This is a genomic window from Marinospirillum minutulum DSM 6287 (genome assembly GCF_000422325.1).
Taxonomy (GTDB): Bacteria; Pseudomonadota; Gammaproteobacteria; order Pseudomonadales; family Halomonadaceae; genus Marinospirillum; species Marinospirillum minutulum.
The window spans coordinates 1-18,425 of the sequence record NZ_AULO01000013.1; the positions used below are offsets into that span (position 1 = coordinate 1).

Below are 18,425 nucleotides of genomic sequence, written 5' to 3' on the forward strand. Positions count from 1 at the left end.
CCTTCTTCATAGAGGTTTTTGCTGATACCCAGCCGCTTGTAACGTTCTTGAATGGTTTCTAGCACCGGTTGCAAAGTGTGGTGTTCTTGCCCTTCCCCAAAAGCTTGCGCATCAATGATAATTTGGTGTTTTTTATCAACGGAAGCAACACCGTTATAACCTTGAATCGTACCTTTACTGGTCGTCATTTTGGCTGATTGGTTATCAGTAATATTGCTCTTCACTTCGTTGCTACGTTTGCCTTTACCCAGTCTAGGTTCATTGTGCTTTAAAAATTTATCAATCTTATTGGCTGCTTTATCCAGCGTTAAAATAGTTTTGACTTGGCGAATAGCGCGATCCAGTTCTTCTTCACTTTCCCAGCTGTCTTTTTTCTGATGCTCTGTTAAATGGTAGCTAATTAAGCGCTTCAGTTTTTGGCGCTTTTGTTCCAGTTCTTTAAAGGTACCAGACCATGCTTTGGCGGCATTCGAACGCATTTTACAGCCATCAATGGCAAACAGTTCATGGCCTAAAAGACCCTGTTCATCACAGACCAGCAGCACTTGTTCAAACAAGGTGGCAATGGCTTGGCTTTGGCTGCTAACAAAATGGGCAATAGTAGTGAAGTGTGGAACGCTGTCGCAGGATAAGGCTTTAAAGATGATATTAGTTTCGCAACACCACTGAATTTCACGGCTAGAGGTGATGCCTTTAGAATAAGCAAATAAGATAATCTTTAACAAAATGGCTGGATCGTAGGCTGGGCGACCTTCGGCATCATTTTTATAAGGCTTGTGAAAAGCTGACAGGTCGAGTTTTTCAGAGATTAGATAATGCAGAGCAAATTCGAAGATGCCAAGCTGAAGCTGTTCTAAATAATTAATCACCACCATCGTCTGCTGGTTATAGTCGTAATGCTTGAATCGAGCCATCTCCCTGCCCTCGTTATCTGAAAATCCAATCAAACCATAATTTAGAAGGTTTTTCTACAGCCTGAACGCCCCGCTAAACGGCGAGCGCAAGCGAGTCCGGTGGAGGCCACGCTTTTTGTGGCCGTAACGAATTTAAGCGGCTTGTTATGCATTTATTCTGTGATAACTGCATTTGCAGAGGCAACTACCATTGACACGCCCCAATTAGTGCCCTGAGCATTAAATGGAGCAAAGCTTAGTTTAAACCCTACGATAGCGTTTGCTCCTAGCTCCAATGCTTGCTGCATTAGCATGTACTGAACTTCCTCACGTACAAAAGTGAAATGTTCTTCGCTTTTACGCATTGTGGGCATATATGTTTTTTCAGAAAAAACTGCCGACACAAGTTTGACGATAGTTTTGTTTGGTATTGTGTCGCAAACACTTACCTGAATTTTTTCATTCAGCAACTCGCGAGGGATAGTCACACTGCTTTTATTTTCCTTCGATGAAAACAAGCCCATACTCAGCTCCAAATTAATGCATAACGCCGCCATCACGCGCTTGTCGCGTGCATGGCTTTGTTAAGCATCTATTTCCAGTAGATAAATGAACCAATATCTGCAAGCCCCATTAATTTTTTCATTTCCTGCTCAGCTAAATACCTCATTCCTTTATGATCGCCTTTGTCGTCGGTAAATGACGAAAGACGATAGGCATCTCTAAAGTAGAAAAAGGCCTCGATCTCATTGTTTGAGGCTGCTAATTTTTTTCCGATGTTAAAATATGACTGATTTCTGTAGCCTTTTAGTTCATTTGATAGCTTTACATAAGCATCGTGAAATGGAGCAACTTTTTCTTGGACAAAGTCATACCTGTAATTATCACGATAGTACGTAGCGTAATCATCAAGAATGAAACCAACATAATTGGCAGCTTTATTGGACTGCTCTGCTATAGATTTTAGCTCTACAATTGATTGATTTTCGATCGGTTTATCAAGAACTGCTTTTGCTTTTAAGGCAATATCCTTTGGCTTTGGTATGCTGGTATCACCCCACTTTTTAATTTGCTCTGCGCGTAGTTTCTCAACATCTTCCGTGTCTGAAGCTATTACTCCTATTGGTAAAACCATTAGGAAAGTTAAAGCTAGGCCTAGTTTTAAAATTTTCATGAATATCTCCATTTATTGAATGCTTAACATTTTAATAGTAGGCATGCTCGTTTTGCTGCTTGGGCTTGCCTTTTCAAAATAATTTTAAGTCGTTCAATACTAAAGCTAAATTCAATAATAACAAGCTAACCTTTGGTGGCAATTCAAGCAGGCCGCCTATCTTGCTAACGAGTGGCACACTAGCAACTATTTCCAATGTATAACCATGTTGTATGGCATAGAATACCTACCTTCTCACTGAAAAGTTTTGGCTGGGTAGCGTAGAATAGACTTCTATTTTCTTATCGGTATCCTTATGAGCCTGTTCGCTAAGCCCCGTAAAAACTCAGCTAAAGCTAAAACCCAAGCTAAAAAACCTCAGCTACCTAAAAATCCTAATATTCAAGATGAAAACTTGGCAGGCATGGCTATTTTGCGACTAAGCCATGAAGGCCGTGGCGTAGGGCGCAATGCTGAAGGAAAAACTGTCTTTGTAGAGGGTGCTTTACCTGATGAACAGGTTACTTATAAAGTACGTTTTACTCGTAGCCGTTATGACGAAGCTGTTTTAGATAAAGTTTTAAAAAAGTCACCCCAACGCCAAGAACCTAGCTGTGAACACTATGCTAGCTGTGGTGGCTGTAATTTACAGCACTTACATACAGCAGCCCAAGTTGCATTTAAGCAATCACTGGTTGCAGAACTTATGCAGCAACCTGAAGAAATGTTTCAGCCAGTCATTACCTCTCAGCCATTTGGTTATCGTCGTAAAGCACGTTTGGGTATTAAGTGGCGCAAAGACGGTAGCCTGTTATTAGGCTTTCGAGAAAAGTCCTCAGCCTTTATTACCAATATTCTTCACTGCCCTATTCTTACCGAAAAGCTACAGCCTCTATTACCTGGTTTGCATGAATTTTTGCCTCGCTTAGAGGGTAAAAAGCATTTAGGTCATATCGAACTGGTCGAAGGTGAAAACCAAGTAGGCGTATTAGTGCGCTTATTGCGCCCATTAGAGCGCTTAACCAAAAATGACCAGCGTTTTTGGAGAAATTGGGCAAAAGAACAGGCTGTAAATCTTTTGCTTCAAGATGAAGAAGGTACTCACTCTTTAAACCCTGAAGAAGCACCTGCTTTGTTTAGCTACCCACTAGAAGACCTAACCCTGTTTTTTGCGGGTAATGACTTTGTGCAGGTAAATGCTCAAGTAAATAAGCGCATGGTTAAGCAGGCTTTAGACTGGTTACAACTACAAGGCACAGAAAAAGTATTAGATTTATTTTGTGGCTTTGGTAATTTTTCTTTACCTCTTGCCAAACAAGCTGCTGAATTATTGGGTATTGAAGGTGCTAAAACACAGGTTGAGCGTGCCAAAAACAATGCTGAGCTTAACCAAATAGCCAACGCTAGGTTTATTGCAGCTGACCTTAACCAACCTTTAAAAGAACAAGCTTGGCTAGCTAAAAATGCGGCTTGGGAGGTAGTTGTTTTAGACCCACCCAGAGCAGGCGCGGAAGCCATTTGCCAACAACTGGGCAAATTAGGTACAAAAAAAATTCTCTACATTTCTTGTAACCCTACAACCTTAGCGCGTGACACAGCCCTACTATTACAGCAGGGTTTTGAGCTAAAGCAATTAGGCATCATGGATATGTTTCCCCAAACAGCGCATGTAGAAAGCATGGCTTTGTTTGTGCAGCCTTAGCTAGCTTAGTGTTAGAATGCTGCGTTTGTTTGTATTCAACTTTAAAAATAGCAGGATAAAATCCCCATGCTGTTGATGATCGACAATTTTGATAGTTTCACTTTTAATATCGTTCAGTACCTAGCTGAACTAGGTGCTGATGTTCGTGTAGAGCGTAATAACGCGCTAACACTCGAACAAATTGAAGCCATGAACCCCAGCCACTTGGTTATTTCCCCCGGCCCTTGCACACCCAATGAAGCAGGTATTTCTGTTGCTGCAATACAGCACTTTGCCGGTAAGCTTCCAATTTTGGGTGTTTGCTTAGGACACCAAGCCATAGCTCAGGCATTTGGTGGCAAAATCGTTAGAGCACCACAGGTGATGCACGGCAAAACTTCTTTAGTCGAACATCAAAATACTGGGGTTTTTAGTGGTTTAGAAAACCCGCTCCTAGTTACTCGCTACCATTCTTTAGTTATTGAAGAAGCCAGCCTTCCCGCTTGTTTAGAAATAACCTCGCGTGTTGTGGCAGATGACCCAACACCAGGATTAATTATGGGCATTAAACACAAAACGTTGGATATTGAAGGGGTACAATTTCACCCTGAATCAATCATGTCACACCAAGGTCACCAACTTTTAAAAAATTTCTTGGAGAAAAAAAATGGATATGAAGCAAGCCATTGACGCTATTTCACGCTTTAAAGATTTAGCACGTGAAGAAATGCACGATGTAATGCACTTAATTATGACAGGGCAATCAACTCCCGCCCAAATGGCTGGTTTTTTAGTTGGTTTGCGTATGAAGGGCGAAACAGTAGAAGAAATTACTGCCGCTGCTGAAGTAATGCGTAACCTTGCCACTCCAATTAGCATTGAATCAAACCAGTTGGTTGATATTGTTGGCACTGGTGGAGATGGTGCTAATCTGTTTAATGTTTCAACCTGTACTTCTCTCGTTGTTGCTGCCGCTGGTGGCAAGGTTGCTAAACACGGCAACCGCTCTATTTCCTCTTCTAGCGGCAGTGCCGATTTATTAGATTTTGCTGGTGTTAACCTAAACCTTACCCCCGACCAAGTTGCCCGTTGTGTTAACGAAATTGGTGTAGGTTTTATGTTTGCACCTCAGTTCCATACTGCTATGAGGCATGCTGTTGCTGTTCGTGGTGATTTAGGCATACGTACTATTTTTAATACCCTAGGCCCACTCACCAACCCTGCAGGTGCTAAACACCAGCTACTCGGTGTTTACACAGCAAAGCTAGTTAAACCTCTAGCCAAGGTATTAGGCAATCTTGGCCTAACACATGCGCTGGTTGTGAGTAGTGATGATGGTTTGGATGAAATTTCAATTGCCGCACCTACCCATGTTGCTGAATACCGTAATGGTCACGTAATTGAATATGTTATTAAGCCTGAAGACTTTGGTTTGCAACCCCACTCACTCGACCCTTTACGTGTAAACTCAGCTGAAGAATCCCTTAACCTAGTTAAACAGGTTCTAAACAATCAACCAGGTGTTGCTCGTGATATGGTACTGCTCAATGCAGGTGCAGCCCTTTTTGCTGCTGATGTAGCTGAATCAATTATTGAAGGTGTGGCTATGGCACAAGATGCACTGGCATCAGGTCAAGCTGCTGAAAAACTAAAGGTTCTGGTGAATTTTACCCAGAGCCTTGCCTGAAAAAGGTTTTAATTATGTCGAATGACACCCCTACTATTCTAAAGAAAATTGTACAGCGTAAATACGAAGAAGTAGCAGAACGCAGTCAAATTACGCCCTTAAACGAACTCTATAAAACGGCAGAGAAAGCTAGATCGCCCCGCCTTTTTACTCAAGCAATGTTAGATAAAGCAGCAACTGGTCAACCTGCCGTTATTGCAGAAATAAAAAAAGCTTCGCCCAGCAAAGGCATATTGCGTGATAACTTTATTCCTGCAGAAATCGCCTTGCGTTATGAAGACTGCGGTGCCACCTGCCTATCTGTTTTAACTGACAAAGATTTTTTTCAAGGGCAAGAAAGCTACTTAATGGAAGCCCGCGCCGCGTGTAACCTACCTGTCATTCGTAAAGATTTTATTGTTGATCCTTACCAAGTTGTTGAAGCACGTGCCATAAATGCTGATTGTATTTTGCTTATTGCGGCTTGTTTAACTGATAAACAAATGAGTGAGCTAAACCTACTCGCTCATGAGCTAGGTATGGATGTACTCATTGAAGTGCATAATCGTGCTGAGTTAGATCGCGCACTGCAAGTACCTAATCGTCTGCTAGGTATCAATAACCGCGACCTACACACCTTTGAAGTTAAACTAGAAAACACTTGGGACTTACTGCCTTTTATTCCTGAAGACAGACTAGTGATTACCGAAAGCGGCATACTTAATCGTGATGATGTAGCAGCCATGCAAAAACATAAGGTTAATGCCTTTTTAGTAGGTGAAGCCTTTATGCGAGCAGAAGACCCTGGCAAAGCGCTTGAAGAACTGTTCATTTCCTAGCTCATCTAGCATTCATTGATCTAGATCAAGCTTACTTAATGCCTTCTTGCTAGGCTCGGGGTAGTAGTCTAAATGTATAATATATAACATATTTTTTCTGTCTCTCTACCCCGAGGAGCCTCATCCATGACAAACCATCCCGCTGACCCTAGTCGCCGTGGTTTACTTAAAGGCATGGCTGGAGTTGCTGCTCTAGCTTCCGCTCCCCTACCTTTTCAACAAGCACAGGCTAAAGCTGATAACTTCTCAGCACCCTACACGCCTATCAACAAGTTTGATGACACCACCAAGCGTACTTGGAGTGCTTGTACCGTTAACTGTGGAAGCCGCTGTCCTCTGCAAATGACTACCCGTAACGGCCAAATTCTTTATGTTGAATCCGATGACACAGGTACTGACACCTACGGTGAAGACCATCAAGTAAGGGCCTGCTTACGTGGCCGCTCTATGCGCCGTCGTGTTTATTCACCTGATCGCCTCAAATACCCTATGCGCCGTGTAGGTAAGCGTGGTGAGGGTAAGTTTGAACGCATTAGTTGGGATGAAGCCTTTAGCCTCATTGCAGATAACCTTAAGCGTATTAGTAAAGAATACGGCAATGAAGCCATCTACCTTAACTACGGTACAGGTACGCTAGGCGGCACAGTCACTAAATCTTGGCCGCCAGCTGGCTCACTCATTGCTCGCTTAATGAACTGCTACGGTGGTTATTTAAACCATTATGGTGACTATTCTACAGCACAAATTGCTGCAGGCTTAAACTACACCTACGGTGGCTGGGCCAGCGGTAACAGCATTTCCGATGTTGAAAACACCAAGCTAATTGTTCAGTTTGGTAATAACCCTGCAGAAACTCGCATGAGTGGTGGAGGTATAACTTATTACCTACAAGAAGCTAAAAAACGTTCTAATGCACGCTTAATCATTATTGACCCTCGCTATACAGACACCGCACTAGGTAAAGAAGACCAATGGATACCTATTCGTCCAGGTACCGATGCTGCCTTGGTTAATGGTTTAGCTTATGTGTTAATTACCGAAAACTTGGTAGACCAAGCTTTCTTAGATAAATACTGCGTTGGCTATGACCAGAAAACCCTACCCAAAGATGCGCCAGCTAATAGCCACTACAAGGCTTATATTTTAGGTGAAGGCGATGACCAAACACCTAAAACTCCTGAGTGGGCTAGCCAGCAAACTGGGATTCCTGTTGCAACCATCGTTCAGCTAGCGCGTGAAATTGGCCAAGCCAAGCCTTGCTATATTGCTCAAGGTTGGGGCCCGCAGCGTAGTCGTAACGGTGAAAACATTTCCCGTGCCATAGCTATGCTACCTATTTTAACCGGTAACGTAGGTATTCAAGGCGGTAACAGTGGTGCGCGTGAATCTAGCTATGCTATTCCTTTCCAGCGCTTCCCAACCCTTAGCAACCCAGTAAAAACCAGCATTTCTATGTTCACCTGGACAGACGCTATTTTGCGTGGTGAAGAAATGACTGCCACCGCAGATGGTGTGCGCGGTAAAGATAAACTCGATGCGCCCATTAAGTTTATTTGGAACTACGCCAGTAACTGCTTAGTTAACCAGCATGGTGACATTAACCGTACACGTGAAATTTTAGGTGATGAATCTCGTTGTGAAATGATAGTGGTAATAGACAACCACATGACTTCCAGCGCGGAATGGGCAGACTTAGTTTTACCTGACTTAACCACTTCTGAACAAATGGACTTCGCTACTGATGCTAACTTCGGCAACATGAACTTGGTTATCTTCTGCGATAAAGTTATCGAGCCAATGTTTGAATGCCGCTCTATTTACGATATTTGTAGTGGCATAGCTAAAGCCCTAGGTGATTACCAAGGCGAATCTGTTTTTGACAAATTCACTGAAGGTCGTAATCAAGAAGAATGGTTAAGGCATATTTACGCAGTAACCCGCGCTAGAGACCCAAGCTTTCCTAGTTTTGAAGAATTCCGCAAAATGGGCATCATCAAACGCCGCGATCCTAATGGCCATTTTATTGCTTACAAGGGTTTCCGTGATAACCCCAAAGCGAATCCTTTAAGCACTCCAACAGGTAAAATAGAGATTTACTCCCAAGCCTTGGCAGAAATTGCTGCTACTTGGCAATTACCTGAAGGCGATGTGATTACTGCCCTACCCGAACACGTTTCCACCCTTGATGGCTGGGATGATGAAAAGCGTAAAGAATTACCTTTACAGCTTATAGGCTTCCACTACAAGGCACGTACTCACTCAACCTACGGTAATGTAGAGCTACTTAAAGCAGCTAACCCCCAAGAAGTTTGGATTCATCCCCTAGATGCTGATTCGCGTGGTATTAAACATGGCGATTTGGTTAATCTAAAAAATGATTATGGCGAAACCTTTACTCAAGCCAAGGTAACACCAAGAATTATGCCTGGCGTTGTTGCTTTATCTGAAGGTGCTTGGTACCAACCTAACCAAAAAGGTGTTGATACCCAAGGCTCCTTTAACGTTCTAGCAACGCAAGCTCCCTCCCCTTTAGCAAAGGGCAACCCATCACACACCAACTTGGTAGAAATCAAGTTATTGGCTGCTAAGGCTTAACGCTTAGCAGAGTGAACCTTTTGTAGGAGGAGAGAAAGATGACTCAACAACACGGTTTTTATATAGATACTGAGAAATGCACCGGTTGTAAAACTTGTGAGCTAGCTTGTAAAGATTACAAAGACCTAGGTACAGAAATAAATTTCCGCCGAATTTATGAGTATACCGGCGGTGACTGGCATCAAGATGCTACTGGCTGCTGGATTCCAGATGTTTTTGCCTACTATGTTTCTATGGCTTGTAATCACTGTAATAACCCAGCTTGTACAACGGTTTGCCCCACGGGTGCAATGCACAAGCGTGACGATGGCTTCGTACTTGTAGCAGAAGACATTTGTATTGGCTGTCGCCACTGTGAATCGGCCTGCCCTTATGGCGCACCTCAGTACAATGCTGAAAAACGCAATATGACCAAATGTGACGGTTGTTATGAACGGGTTGGCGAAGGTAAACAGCCTATTTGTGTTGAATCTTGTCCACTTAGAGCGATAGATTTTGGTCCTATGGATGAGTTAACTGAGAAGTATGGTTACCAGCGCGATATTGCGCCACTGCCACCTTCACACATGACACAACCTAACTTAATTATTCGTTTAAACCCTAATGCTAAGTCAACTGGCTCTCGTGCCGGAACACTAGCTAACCCGCAGGAGGTTTAGTCATGACTAAGGACTTTCCCCTAGTAATCTTTACCCTACTGCAACAAATGGCTGCGGGTGGGTTTATTCTGCTAGCACTTCTATTAATTAAGCAACAACTCAACCAAGCAAGTAGCCTACAGCTTTCTAGGCGCCTAATAGTTGTCTTAATACTGAGTGGTCTAGCACTTGCCACCTCCACCTTACACCTAGGTCACCCTTTGCGTGGCGCTAACGTTCTCTTAGGTTTAGGTCGTAGCTGGCTAAGTAATGAAGTTATTATTACCGGCACCTTCTTTGGCTCTGTTGGTTTTTACTGGCTAGCTTCTTGGAAAAAACAGGAGTGGGTAGGATTACGTAAGCTCAGCTTAGTTGTTGGTTTGCTTAGTGGCTTGGCTGGCTTAGCCGCCATGTCACTTACCTACATGATTTATACCGTACCTGTTTGGGATAGCTGGCACACACCGGCAGGTTTTTTTGCCACCGCTGCAACTGCAGGTGCTTTATTAGCCTTACTACTAGTGCAACCCATCGAAGATTTTTACACACCTAAAATTCAAGCGGGTTTACACTTTGTTGGACTCCTAGGTTTATTAGCCTGCGCTATTGTTATGGGAATGCAGGCTGCACACTGGGCTGGTATTAGCACTTCTGTTACGACACCAGCAGAACAGTTTGCTGGCTATTCAAGCTGGATGACTGCACGCGCTGTATTACTACTTGCTGCTGGTATTCTTTGGCTAGCAACTGTATTAAAAGACCGCATTACACCCATTTCCCTACTAGCGACTCTGCTTCTAGTTTTGGCTGCTGAAGGGGCTGGGCGAGTAATTTATTATAGTGTTCATATGACTGTGGGGCTTTAACCTAAGTGATTCAAACCTTACAGTTAGAAGCACATGCGCTAGGTGCCTTATTTTATTACGGCCCTAGCCATGCTGCTAGCAAAGCATTATTTCAAGCAATAAAGGAAGGTAGCATCACCGAGCTGTTACCTGACTTACCTCTCACAGACTGGCAAGCAGCCTTAGCTGAGCCTAATTTATCTATCGCTTGGCAAGCCTGCTTTTATGGTCCAGGTTATTTACCTGCACCACCTTGGGCTTCAGTTTACCTTGACCCAGAAAGGGTGGTTTTTGGCGTGTCACTCATTGAGTTAAGAGCTTTTCTTAACGATCTTGGGCTACAACTAACCACTGATATGAATGAACCAGAAGATCATTTTGGTTTATTGCTCTTATTAGTTGCTCAGTTAGCAGCACAACACCAAAACACTAAAGAAGAATCTAACCCACTGATTCAGCTACTAACGCTTCACCTTTTGCCTTGGAGCGAACGCTACCTTAATTGCTTAGCTGCAAGTGCTGAGCACCCTTTTATTAAGCAGTTAGCAGAATACACTCAGCTACGTTTAGCTAGTTGGCAAAAGGATTTACATCTAAAAGTTGCAGCTAGAGACTTACACTGGCCTGCAACTTAAAGTGCTAATTAAAAGGAAGGTCTTAGGGAGAGGTCACGAATAACAAGGTTCATGCCCTCCGATTCAACCAATCCCTTTTCTTCTAGGTCTTTTAAAACACGCCCAGCCATTTCTCTTGAACAGCCCACTAGCTGGGCTATTTCTTGACGCGTAATACGCACTTGCATTCCATCAGGGTGAGTCATTGCATCTGGCTGCTTAGCCAACTCCAAAAGTATTCGGGCGATTCTGCCTGTAACATCTAAAAAAGCTAGATCACCAACTTTTTCTGTTGTAGCACGCAAGCGAACAGCAAGTTGATTACCCAATAAAAACCAAAGGCTTTGTTGCTCCCTGGCTAACTCGGTAAAACGCTGGTAACTCATCTCTGCTAACTCACAATCACTCTTAGCTCTTACCCAAGCACTGCGGCGACATATTTCATCAAACAAGCCTAACTCACCAAAAAACTCACCTTTATTTAGGTAAGAAATGATCATTTCTCGGCCATGTTCATCTTCAATATAAACAGCAACACTGCCTTTAAGAATGTAGTAAATGGAGTGAGCATCTTCACCTGCATGAATAACTAAAGATTTTTTACTATAACGTCGCTTATGCGCTTGCTCTAAAAGCACCTCTAGGGCTGCTTGCTTTACATCAGCATAGGGCGAGTTCATTAGGTTTTCCTTCCATGTTTTGATTGGTTGTAAAATTCATTTGCGTTCCAAAACACCAGACTAAGGATGCTGGTAGAATACAGGGTTGGCGCTAGAACCGTTTCTAGTAACACAAAATATTATATCCTGTGACTTAACTCACTAGTATAGATGGTAATTTAATTTTAGTACCAACGGAGATCACAAAATGCAAGCAAAGGTTAAATGGACAGACGGCGTACAGTTTGTTGCTGAGTCAGGTTCAGGCCACGCACTGGTTGTAGATGCTTCACCTGAAGCAGGTGGGCGCAACACAGGGCCAAGACCCATGGAATTATTGTTGATGGGGCTAGGTGCTTGCAGTAGCTATGATGTGGTATCTATTTTAAAAAAATCTAGACAAAATATTATTGATTGCCAAGCTTCTGTTGAAGCCGAAAGAGTGGATGCTGTGCCTGCTGTTTTTAGTAAAATACACCTGCACTTTGTTGTAACAGGTAAAGACTTAAAACCGGCCCAAGTTGAACGCGCAGTTAGCTTATCTGCAGAAAAGTACTGTTCCGCTTCAATTATGCTAGGCAAGGGTGGTGTTGAAATTACTCATAGTCATGAGGTGGTTGAAGCTTAAGCTAGTTAAAGCCGCTAGAAAGCACTTATAAAAAAAGACCTTCTCAGCACTAGCCAGAAGGTCTTTTATTTTATAAATAGCTGGAAGGTTTAAAGTTAACTGCTTCTAAGAGAAGTTAAGTGGACGCTCACCTTGCTCATCACGAATATTGGTTGGCAAGCCCATCTGATTCAGTAGGTTTAAGAAGTGTGAAGGTGGTAGCTCTTCTACATTCACCATTTTTTCGACATCCCAAATACCCTGAGCAACCAAAATTGCTGCTGCAACGGGTGGTACGCCTGCGGTATAAGAAATACCCTGTGAGCCTACTTCGTTATAAGCCTCTTTATGATCTGCCACGTTGTAAATAAATACTTCGCGTTCTTCACCATCTTTTTTACCCTTAACTAAATCACCAATACAGGTTTTACCTGTGTAATTAGGCGCTAAAGACGCAGGGTTAGGAAGTACCGCTTTAACCACTTTTAAAGGAACAACTTCTTGCCCTTCGGCAGTGGTAATCGGTTGCTCAGATAGTAGGCCAAGGTTATTAAGCACCGTAAATACATTAATATAATGCTCACCAAACCCCATCCAAAAACGTATATCGGGCACATCTAGGTTTTTAGATAACGAGTGAATTTCATCGTGACCTGTCATATAGCTGGTTTGTTCGCCCACTACTGGCAGGTTATCGGTACGCTTCACTTCAAACATTTTGTTCTGCGTCCACTGACTATTTTGCCAAGACCAAACACGACCGGTAAATTCACGAAAGTTAATTTCAGGGTCAAAATTAGTAGCAAAATAATGGCCGTGGCTGCCAGCGTTGATATCAATAATATCAATAGAATCAATGGTATCGAAATAATCCTGCTTTGCTAAAGCGGCATAAGCATTCACTACACCCGGGTCAAAACCCACACCTAAAATAGCTGTTATTTTTTTCTCGGCACAGGCTTCTTTACGCTTCCATTCATAGTTGCCATACCAGGGTGGTGTTTCACAAATTTTGTTTGGCTCTTCGTGGATAGCTGTATCTAAATAAGCAGCACCCGTTTCCATACAGGCACTAAGAACGGACATATTAATAAAGGCAGAACCTACATTAATTACGATCTGAGATTGGGTTTCACGAATTAAAGCAGCCGTTGCAGCTACATCTAAAGCATCCAATGCATAACACTGAATAGTCCCTGCTAACTTCATACTGCCTTTTTCTGCAACACTTTTAGCTATGGCTTCGCACTTTTCTACTGTACGCGATGCTAAGGTTATTTTGCCTAAAATATCATTATTTTGAGCAGATTTATGTGCAACAACCTGAGCAACACCACCACCACCAATAATCAGAACGTTTTTTTTCATTTCCAGATTCAACTCCACTTTTAATTCGCTTGAAGCAGGGCTCAAGAGAGCCCTTGCACAAAGTCGCCGTAATTAAACTCCTTAACAAGTTCTATACGACCATCTAGTTGCTTAATTGCAATGCCAGGCATTTTCACACCGTTAAACCAGTTTTTCTTAACCATTGTATAACCAGCCGTATCTTGAAAAGACAGGCGATCACCTATTTGCAAAGGCTTTTCAAACTTAAACTCACCAAAAATATCACCCGCTAAACAAGATTTACCGCACACCATATAGTCATATTCACCTTGATTTGGCAGCAGCTTGGCTGTTTCACGGTAAATAAGCAGGTCTAATAAATGCGCTTCTATGGAACTATCAACTATTGCTAAATTTTTGCCATTAAACAGGGTGTCTAATACGGTCACTTCTAAAGAGCAGGTATTCGTAATGGCGGCTTCGCCGGGTTCTAAATACACCTGCACACCCCAACGCTCAGAAAAACCTTTAAGGCGCTGACAAAAGGCATCTAACGGGTAGTTTTCACCCGTAAAATGAATGCCGCCACCTAAGCTTACCCATTCCACCTGTTTTAGTAGTTCGCCAAAGCGGGCTTCAATACCTGTTAGCATTGCATCAAAGCGTTCAAAGCTTTCGTTCTCACAATTATTGTGGAACATAAAGCCAGAAACTTTATCTATAACTGCTGCTATTTTAGCTGGGTCATGTTCACCTAAACGGCTAAACGGACGAGCAGGGTCTGCTAGGGTGAATTCTGAAGTGCTAACCCCAGGGTTAACACGCAAACCTCGCGTATGCTCACGGGAGACACTTTCAAAGCGTTCTAGCTGACTAATCGAATTAAAAATAATTTTGTCGCTATTGGCTAACACTTCGGCAATTTCATCGTCGGCATAAGCCACGCTATAAGCATGGGTTTCACCAGCAAATTTTTCACGACCAAGCTTAACTTCATAAAGCGAAGAAGAAGTAGTGCCATCCATATAGTCTTGCATTAAATCAAACACAGACCAGGTGGCAAAGCACTTGAGTGCTAGGAGGGCTTTAGCGCCTGATTGCTGGCGAACATAGGCAATTTTTTCCATGTTCTTTAGCAATAGGCTTTTATCAATTAGGTAATAGGGCGTTTTCAGCATCGTCAGCCTCACACCTAACCCAGTTTTGGAACTGGGCTAAGTTTAGTGTTAGCAAAACGCGCGATTATATACGATAAACGCTCTTAGTCATCACCTTTGAAAGCAAGGTCATCACTTTTTTTACTGGGGCGGGAAATTCTATACCACCGGCATTAAGCGCCCACTCAGCATGTTGTGCTTCATCTTCATGCATTTGGCGCAGTATGGCGCGAGAACGCTCGTCTTGGGCAGGTAAAGATTCAAAGTGCTCTTCTAGGTGTTGGCAGACTTGGTCTTCTGTAGCCGCCACAAAACCCAAGCTGTACTTATCACCGGCTAAACCAGCCGCTGCACCAATACCAAAAGACAAACCATAAAAGAGTGGGTTCAATACACTAGTGCGACTGTCTAATTCTTGAAGGCGTTGGTCGCACCAAGCTAGGTGGTCTATCTCTTCCTGTGCAGCCAAGGTCATTTGTTCACGCACTTCTTCTAATTTGGCCGTTGCTGCCTGACCTTGATAAAGCGCCTGAGCACAAACTTCACCCGTATGGTTAATTCGCATTAAGCCAGCCGCATGACGTCGCTCTGCTTCATCCATATCGGCTTGTTCATGCGCCAGCGCAGGATTAGGTCGATAAGGCTGAGCGGCTTTAGGCACTAGAGTACGCAAAAGTACATCAAACTGGCTGATTACTTTATCAACCTTGGTTTCTTGTCTGGGAAGAGACATACCACCCTCCTGATTTAAGCCTTACAAAATTTAAGCAACACCTAGCTGCTTTAACGTATGGCGAGCAATCATTTTTTCTTCATTAGTTGGAATAGCAAACACCTTCACTCGGCTATCATCAGCTGAAATCAGGTACTCGTTTGCTTGATTACGTGCTGGGTCTAGCTTCATACCTAACCAAGCATTTTCTTTAACCACGGCCGCACGTAAATCTGCATCGTTTTCACCCACACCACCAGTGAAAACAAACACATCTAAACCACCTAAAGCCGCTGCTAAAGAGCCTGTTTCACGCGCAATGCGATAAACCAGCATATCAATGGCTTTTTTAGCCAGTGGGTCGTCTGATTTTTTTAAGGTAAGCATGTCTGAAGAAATACCACCAGAAACACCAAACCAACCACATTCTTTATAAAGGAAGCTTTCTAGCTGCTTAGCATCCCAGCCTTTTTCTTGCATTAGGTAAAGCATTACACCTGGGTCTAGCTGGCCAGAACGCGTACCCATAGGCAAGCCTTCAACGGCTGTAAAGCCCATAGTGGAGGCCAAGCTTGCGCCTTTAGAAATAGCACACATAGAGCTACCTGCACCCAAATGGGCAACCAGTAGTTTTTGCTTAGCTAGGTCAGCATCTAGGCGCTCTAGCTTGTCGTGAATGTATTCATAAGACAGGCCATGAAAGCCATAGCGACGAACACCTTCTTCGGTAAGCTTTTTAGGAATTGCAAACTCACGCGCTACAACGGGTGTAGTGCTGTGGAAAGACGTATCAAAACAAGCCACCTGTGGGCTATCGGGTAAAAACTCACGGCAAAGGTGAATCAGCTTAAGGTTATAGGGCTGATGCAAAGGTGCTAGTGGAATGAGCGTTTCTAAAAACTCGAGAACCTCTGTATCAATAACTACTGGCTCTGCATAACGATCGCCACCATGAACAACACGGTGACCTACCCAAGCCACTTTAAAGTGAGGCGTGTTTTTTTCTATCCACTCAAGCACAACTTTAAGTGCGCTGGCATGGGCTTGTTTATCTGCCACACCCAGCTGTTCAGCGCTGAGTGTTTCTTTATCAACCAGTACACCATCAGGGTTTACACTGTGGTCATAAATTTCTAAGCGAGCAGGGCCAGCTAGATTAGCCACTTTAACGCGAAAATGCTGGTTAATTTCATTGCCTTGCACATCAAACAAAGAGCACTTCAAACTTGAAGAGCCTGCGTTAATAATGAGCACCATATTTGTTTTAGCAGACATAGCTTACTCCAGACGACCCAATTTACGCGCAACCATCACTGCTACTGCACAGGAAGATAAGCGTTCTAATGATTTGGCAGCACGGCTAGTTAAAATAACTGGAACACGTGCACCCATAACTATGCCTGCCGCTTTAGCGCTGGCTAGGTACTGTAGCTGTTTAGCAAACATATTGCCCGACTCTAAATCAGGTGACATAAGGATATCCACATCACCAGGCACAGGTGAATTAATGCCTTTATCTAGTGCTGCTTCTAAGGAAATGGCATTATCAAAGGCTAAAGGGCCATCAACTATCGCACCAGTGATTTGACCTCTATCAAGCATTTTACAAAGGGCTGCCGCATCTAAGGTAGATTGAATATTAGGCTTAATTTTTTCTACAGCTGAAAGTATCGCTGCTTTAGGTAAAGGAATACCTAGCGCATGAGCACAATCGATAGCATTTTGTAAAATATCGCGCTTATCCATTAGGTTAGGCGAAATATTTATAGCAGCATCGGTAATCAGTAGTGTTTTATGGTAGCTAGGCACATCCATAACAAAAATGTGCGACAAACGGCGTTCAGTGCGCAGACCATTCTCTCTGGAAACTACCGCACCCAAGAGTTCAGCGGTTGCTATAGAGCCTTTCATTAGAGCATGCACTTCACCACACTGTGCCATTTTTGCTGCTACATTAGCTGCTTCATGGCTGTGTTCGGTGTTAATGATTTTATAATCTTTTAAGTCTATGCCTGCTTCTTCTGCCGTGGCACGAATTTTTTTCTCTGGACCCACTAGAAAAGGAACAATTATAGTTGCTTCGGCTGCTTCTATAGCACCTTGCAGACTATTGACATCAGTAGGATGCACTACAGCGGTTGGAACCGGCGCTGCATCCTTTGCTTGCTGTAAAATAGATTCCAAACGAAAGTGTTTTACATCCTTATCTTTCGGCGCGTGAGGTGCTAATACCTTCTTGATTGCATCATTCATGTTTCTAGGATTCCTCAAATTTATAAAAACCATTAATGGCACTTAGCTGAATTTAATCAGCCTGGAGGCCAGGTCAAACTACGGCCAGCCAATACATGCATATGAATATGCCATACTGTTTGGCCACCATCTTCATTACAATTCATCACTACACGGTAGCCCGCTTCAGCAAAACCTAATTCTTTAGCTAGTTTGGCTGCTGTTACTTGCAAACGTCCTACTAAAGCTTCATCACCTTCTTGTAAATCATTCAAGGTGGTGATGTGGCGTTTAGGGATCACCAGCAAATGATGCGGTGCTTTTGGGTCAATATCATTAAAAGCAATAACCTGGTCGTCTTCGTAAAGCACTGTTGCTGGTAATTCATGCTTAGCAATTTTACAAAAAATACAGTCTTGCATGGTGATACCTCCTATTTTTTATTTTAAAGCAGCACTTAGTTAACTATTTAACGTTCTAAGTACTTAAGCTTATCAGTTTTACCGTCCCATTCAGCTGCATCGGGTAAAGGGTCAATCTGTTCTGAAATATTGGGCCAAACTTCTGCTAGTTCCGCATTTAATTCAATGTAGTTTTTCATATTTGCAGGCAGCTCATCTTCAGAGAAGATTGCCTCAGCAGGGCACTCAGGCTCACACAAAGCACAGTCTATGCATTCATCTGGGTGAATAACTAAAAAGTTAGGCCCTTCGTAAAAGCAATCAACCGGACAAACTTCTACACAGTCAGTGTATTTACAGCGAATACAGTTCTCAGTTACTACAAAGGTCACCTGAGCCTCCTC

20 protein-coding genes are annotated in these 18,425 nt (G+C 43.1%); 9 read left to right on the forward strand and 11 right to left on the reverse strand.

Going from position 1 to position 18,425, the window contains the following annotated elements:
* The 3 genes from H571_RS0107770 to H571_RS0107780 form a co-directional block, all read right to left on the reverse strand.
* A partial coding sequence (locus H571_RS0107770) for a transposase (protein ID WP_027848802.1) occupies positions 1–914 on the reverse strand: 914 nt, incomplete at its 3' end.
* Positions 915–1,066: 152 nt separating this feature from the next.
* A complete protein-coding gene (locus tag H571_RS0107775) occupies positions 1,067–1,417 on the reverse strand; it encodes a heavy metal-binding domain-containing protein (protein ID WP_027848803.1) in 351 nt (116 codons plus the stop codon).
* A 68-nt stretch (positions 1,418–1,485) separates the two neighbouring features.
* Positions 1,486–2,067 carry a hypothetical protein gene (locus H571_RS0107780; RefSeq protein ID WP_027848804.1) on the reverse strand — a complete coding sequence of 194 codons (582 nt, stop codon included), beginning with the start codon at positions 2,065–2,067 and terminating at the stop codon, positions 1,486–1,488.
* Positions 2,068–2,362: 295 nt separating this feature from the next.
* On the opposite strand from H571_RS0107780, the gene rlmD reads away from it, so the two are divergent.
* The 8 genes from rlmD to dmsD all read left to right on the forward strand — a co-directional run bounded on the left by rlmD (position 2,363) and on the right by dmsD (position 10,945).
* Positions 2,363–3,748, forward strand: coding sequence for a 23S rRNA (uracil(1939)-C(5))-methyltransferase RlmD (rlmD, locus tag H571_RS0107785; RefSeq protein WP_036217935.1), 1,386 nt, complete (start codon positions 2,363–2,365; stop codon positions 3,746–3,748).
* A 66-nt stretch (positions 3,749–3,814) separates the two neighbouring features.
* The gene (locus tag H571_RS0107790; RefSeq protein ID WP_027848806.1) at positions 3,815–4,417 is read left to right on the forward strand and encodes an anthranilate synthase component II; all 603 of its coding nucleotides are present in this window, start codon (positions 3,815–3,817) and stop codon (positions 4,415–4,417) included.
* On the forward strand, positions 4,395–5,414 hold the full coding sequence (trpD, locus tag H571_RS0107795) for an anthranilate phosphoribosyltransferase (RefSeq protein ID WP_027848807.1): 1,020 nt from the start codon (positions 4,395–4,397) through the stop codon (positions 5,412–5,414). Before H571_RS0107790 ends, trpD begins: the two co-directional genes overlap by 23 nt.
* A gap of 14 nt (positions 5,415–5,428) precedes the next feature.
* On the forward strand, positions 5,429–6,232 hold the full coding sequence (gene trpC, locus H571_RS0107800) for an indole-3-glycerol phosphate synthase TrpC (RefSeq protein ID WP_027848808.1): 804 nt from the start codon (positions 5,429–5,431) through the stop codon (positions 6,230–6,232).
* A gap of 126 nt (positions 6,233–6,358) precedes the next feature.
* Positions 6,359–8,827: a DmsA/YnfE/YnfF family dimethyl sulfoxide reductase gene (locus tag H571_RS0107805; RefSeq protein WP_027848809.1), complete on the forward strand. Its 2,469-nt coding sequence runs from the start codon at positions 6,359–6,361 to the stop codon at positions 8,825–8,827.
* A gap of 38 nt (positions 8,828–8,865) precedes the next feature.
* Positions 8,866–9,486, forward strand: coding sequence for a DMSO/selenate family reductase complex B subunit (locus tag H571_RS0107810; protein WP_027848810.1), 621 nt, complete (start codon positions 8,866–8,868; stop codon positions 9,484–9,486).
* A gap of 2 nt (positions 9,487–9,488) precedes the next feature.
* Positions 9,489–10,331: a dimethyl sulfoxide reductase anchor subunit family protein gene (locus tag H571_RS0107815; RefSeq protein ID WP_027848811.1), complete on the forward strand. Its 843-nt coding sequence runs from the start codon at positions 9,489–9,491 to the stop codon at positions 10,329–10,331.
* A 5-nt stretch (positions 10,332–10,336) separates the two neighbouring features.
* Entirely contained in the window at positions 10,337–10,945 is a 609-nt protein-coding gene (dmsD, locus tag H571_RS0107820; RefSeq protein ID WP_027848812.1) for a Tat proofreading chaperone DmsD, read from the forward strand.
* 8 nt (positions 10,946–10,953) lie between these two features.
* Here the strand turns inward: dmsD and crp are convergent, their stop codons facing one another.
* The gene (gene crp, locus H571_RS0107825) at positions 10,954–11,604 is read right to left on the reverse strand and encodes a cAMP-activated global transcriptional regulator CRP (RefSeq protein ID WP_027848813.1); all 651 of its coding nucleotides are present in this window, start codon (positions 11,602–11,604) and stop codon (positions 10,954–10,956) included.
* A 187-nt stretch (positions 11,605–11,791) separates the two neighbouring features.
* Between crp and H571_RS0107830 the strand changes: the two genes are divergently transcribed.
* Positions 11,792–12,211, forward strand: coding sequence for an OsmC family protein (locus H571_RS0107830; RefSeq protein ID WP_027848814.1), 420 nt, complete (start codon positions 11,792–11,794; stop codon positions 12,209–12,211).
* Between the two features lie 105 nt (positions 12,212–12,316).
* On the opposite strand, the gene H571_RS0107835 is transcribed toward H571_RS0107830, so the two are convergent.
* The 7 genes from H571_RS0107835 to fdxA all read right to left on the reverse strand — a co-directional run bounded on the left by H571_RS0107835 (position 12,317) and on the right by fdxA (position 18,413).
* Positions 12,317–13,558 (reverse strand): saccharopine dehydrogenase family protein, encoded by a 1,242-nt coding sequence (locus tag H571_RS0107835; protein WP_027848815.1) that lies wholly within the window; start codon positions 13,556–13,558, stop codon positions 12,317–12,319.
* Between the two features lie 41 nt (positions 13,559–13,599).
* Complete coding sequence (nspC, locus tag H571_RS0107840; RefSeq protein ID WP_027848816.1) at positions 13,600–14,697, reverse strand: carboxynorspermidine decarboxylase; 1,098 nt, start codon at positions 14,695–14,697, stop codon at positions 13,600–13,602.
* A 64-nt stretch (positions 14,698–14,761) separates the two neighbouring features.
* The gene (gene coq7, locus H571_RS0107845) at positions 14,762–15,409 is read right to left on the reverse strand and encodes a 2-polyprenyl-3-methyl-6-methoxy-1,4-benzoquinone monooxygenase (RefSeq protein WP_027848817.1); all 648 of its coding nucleotides are present in this window, start codon (positions 15,407–15,409) and stop codon (positions 14,762–14,764) included.
* Between the two features lie 30 nt (positions 15,410–15,439).
* Positions 15,440–16,663: an acetate/propionate family kinase gene (locus H571_RS0107850; RefSeq protein ID WP_027848818.1), complete on the reverse strand. Its 1,224-nt coding sequence runs from the start codon at positions 16,661–16,663 to the stop codon at positions 15,440–15,442.
* A 3-nt stretch (positions 16,664–16,666) separates the two neighbouring features.
* On the reverse strand, positions 16,667–17,641 hold the full coding sequence (locus H571_RS14665; protein WP_051168235.1) for a bifunctional enoyl-CoA hydratase/phosphate acetyltransferase: 975 nt from the start codon (positions 17,639–17,641) through the stop codon (positions 16,667–16,669).
* A gap of 56 nt (positions 17,642–17,697) precedes the next feature.
* Positions 17,698–18,042 carry a histidine triad nucleotide-binding protein gene (locus tag H571_RS0107860; RefSeq protein WP_027848819.1) on the reverse strand — a complete coding sequence of 115 codons (345 nt, stop codon included), beginning with the start codon at positions 18,040–18,042 and terminating at the stop codon, positions 17,698–17,700.
* Positions 18,043–18,089: 47 nt separating this feature from the next.
* Positions 18,090–18,413: a ferredoxin FdxA gene (gene fdxA / locus H571_RS0107865; RefSeq protein WP_027848820.1), complete on the reverse strand. Its 324-nt coding sequence runs from the start codon at positions 18,411–18,413 to the stop codon at positions 18,090–18,092.
* Positions 18,414–18,425: the final 12 nt, after the last annotated feature.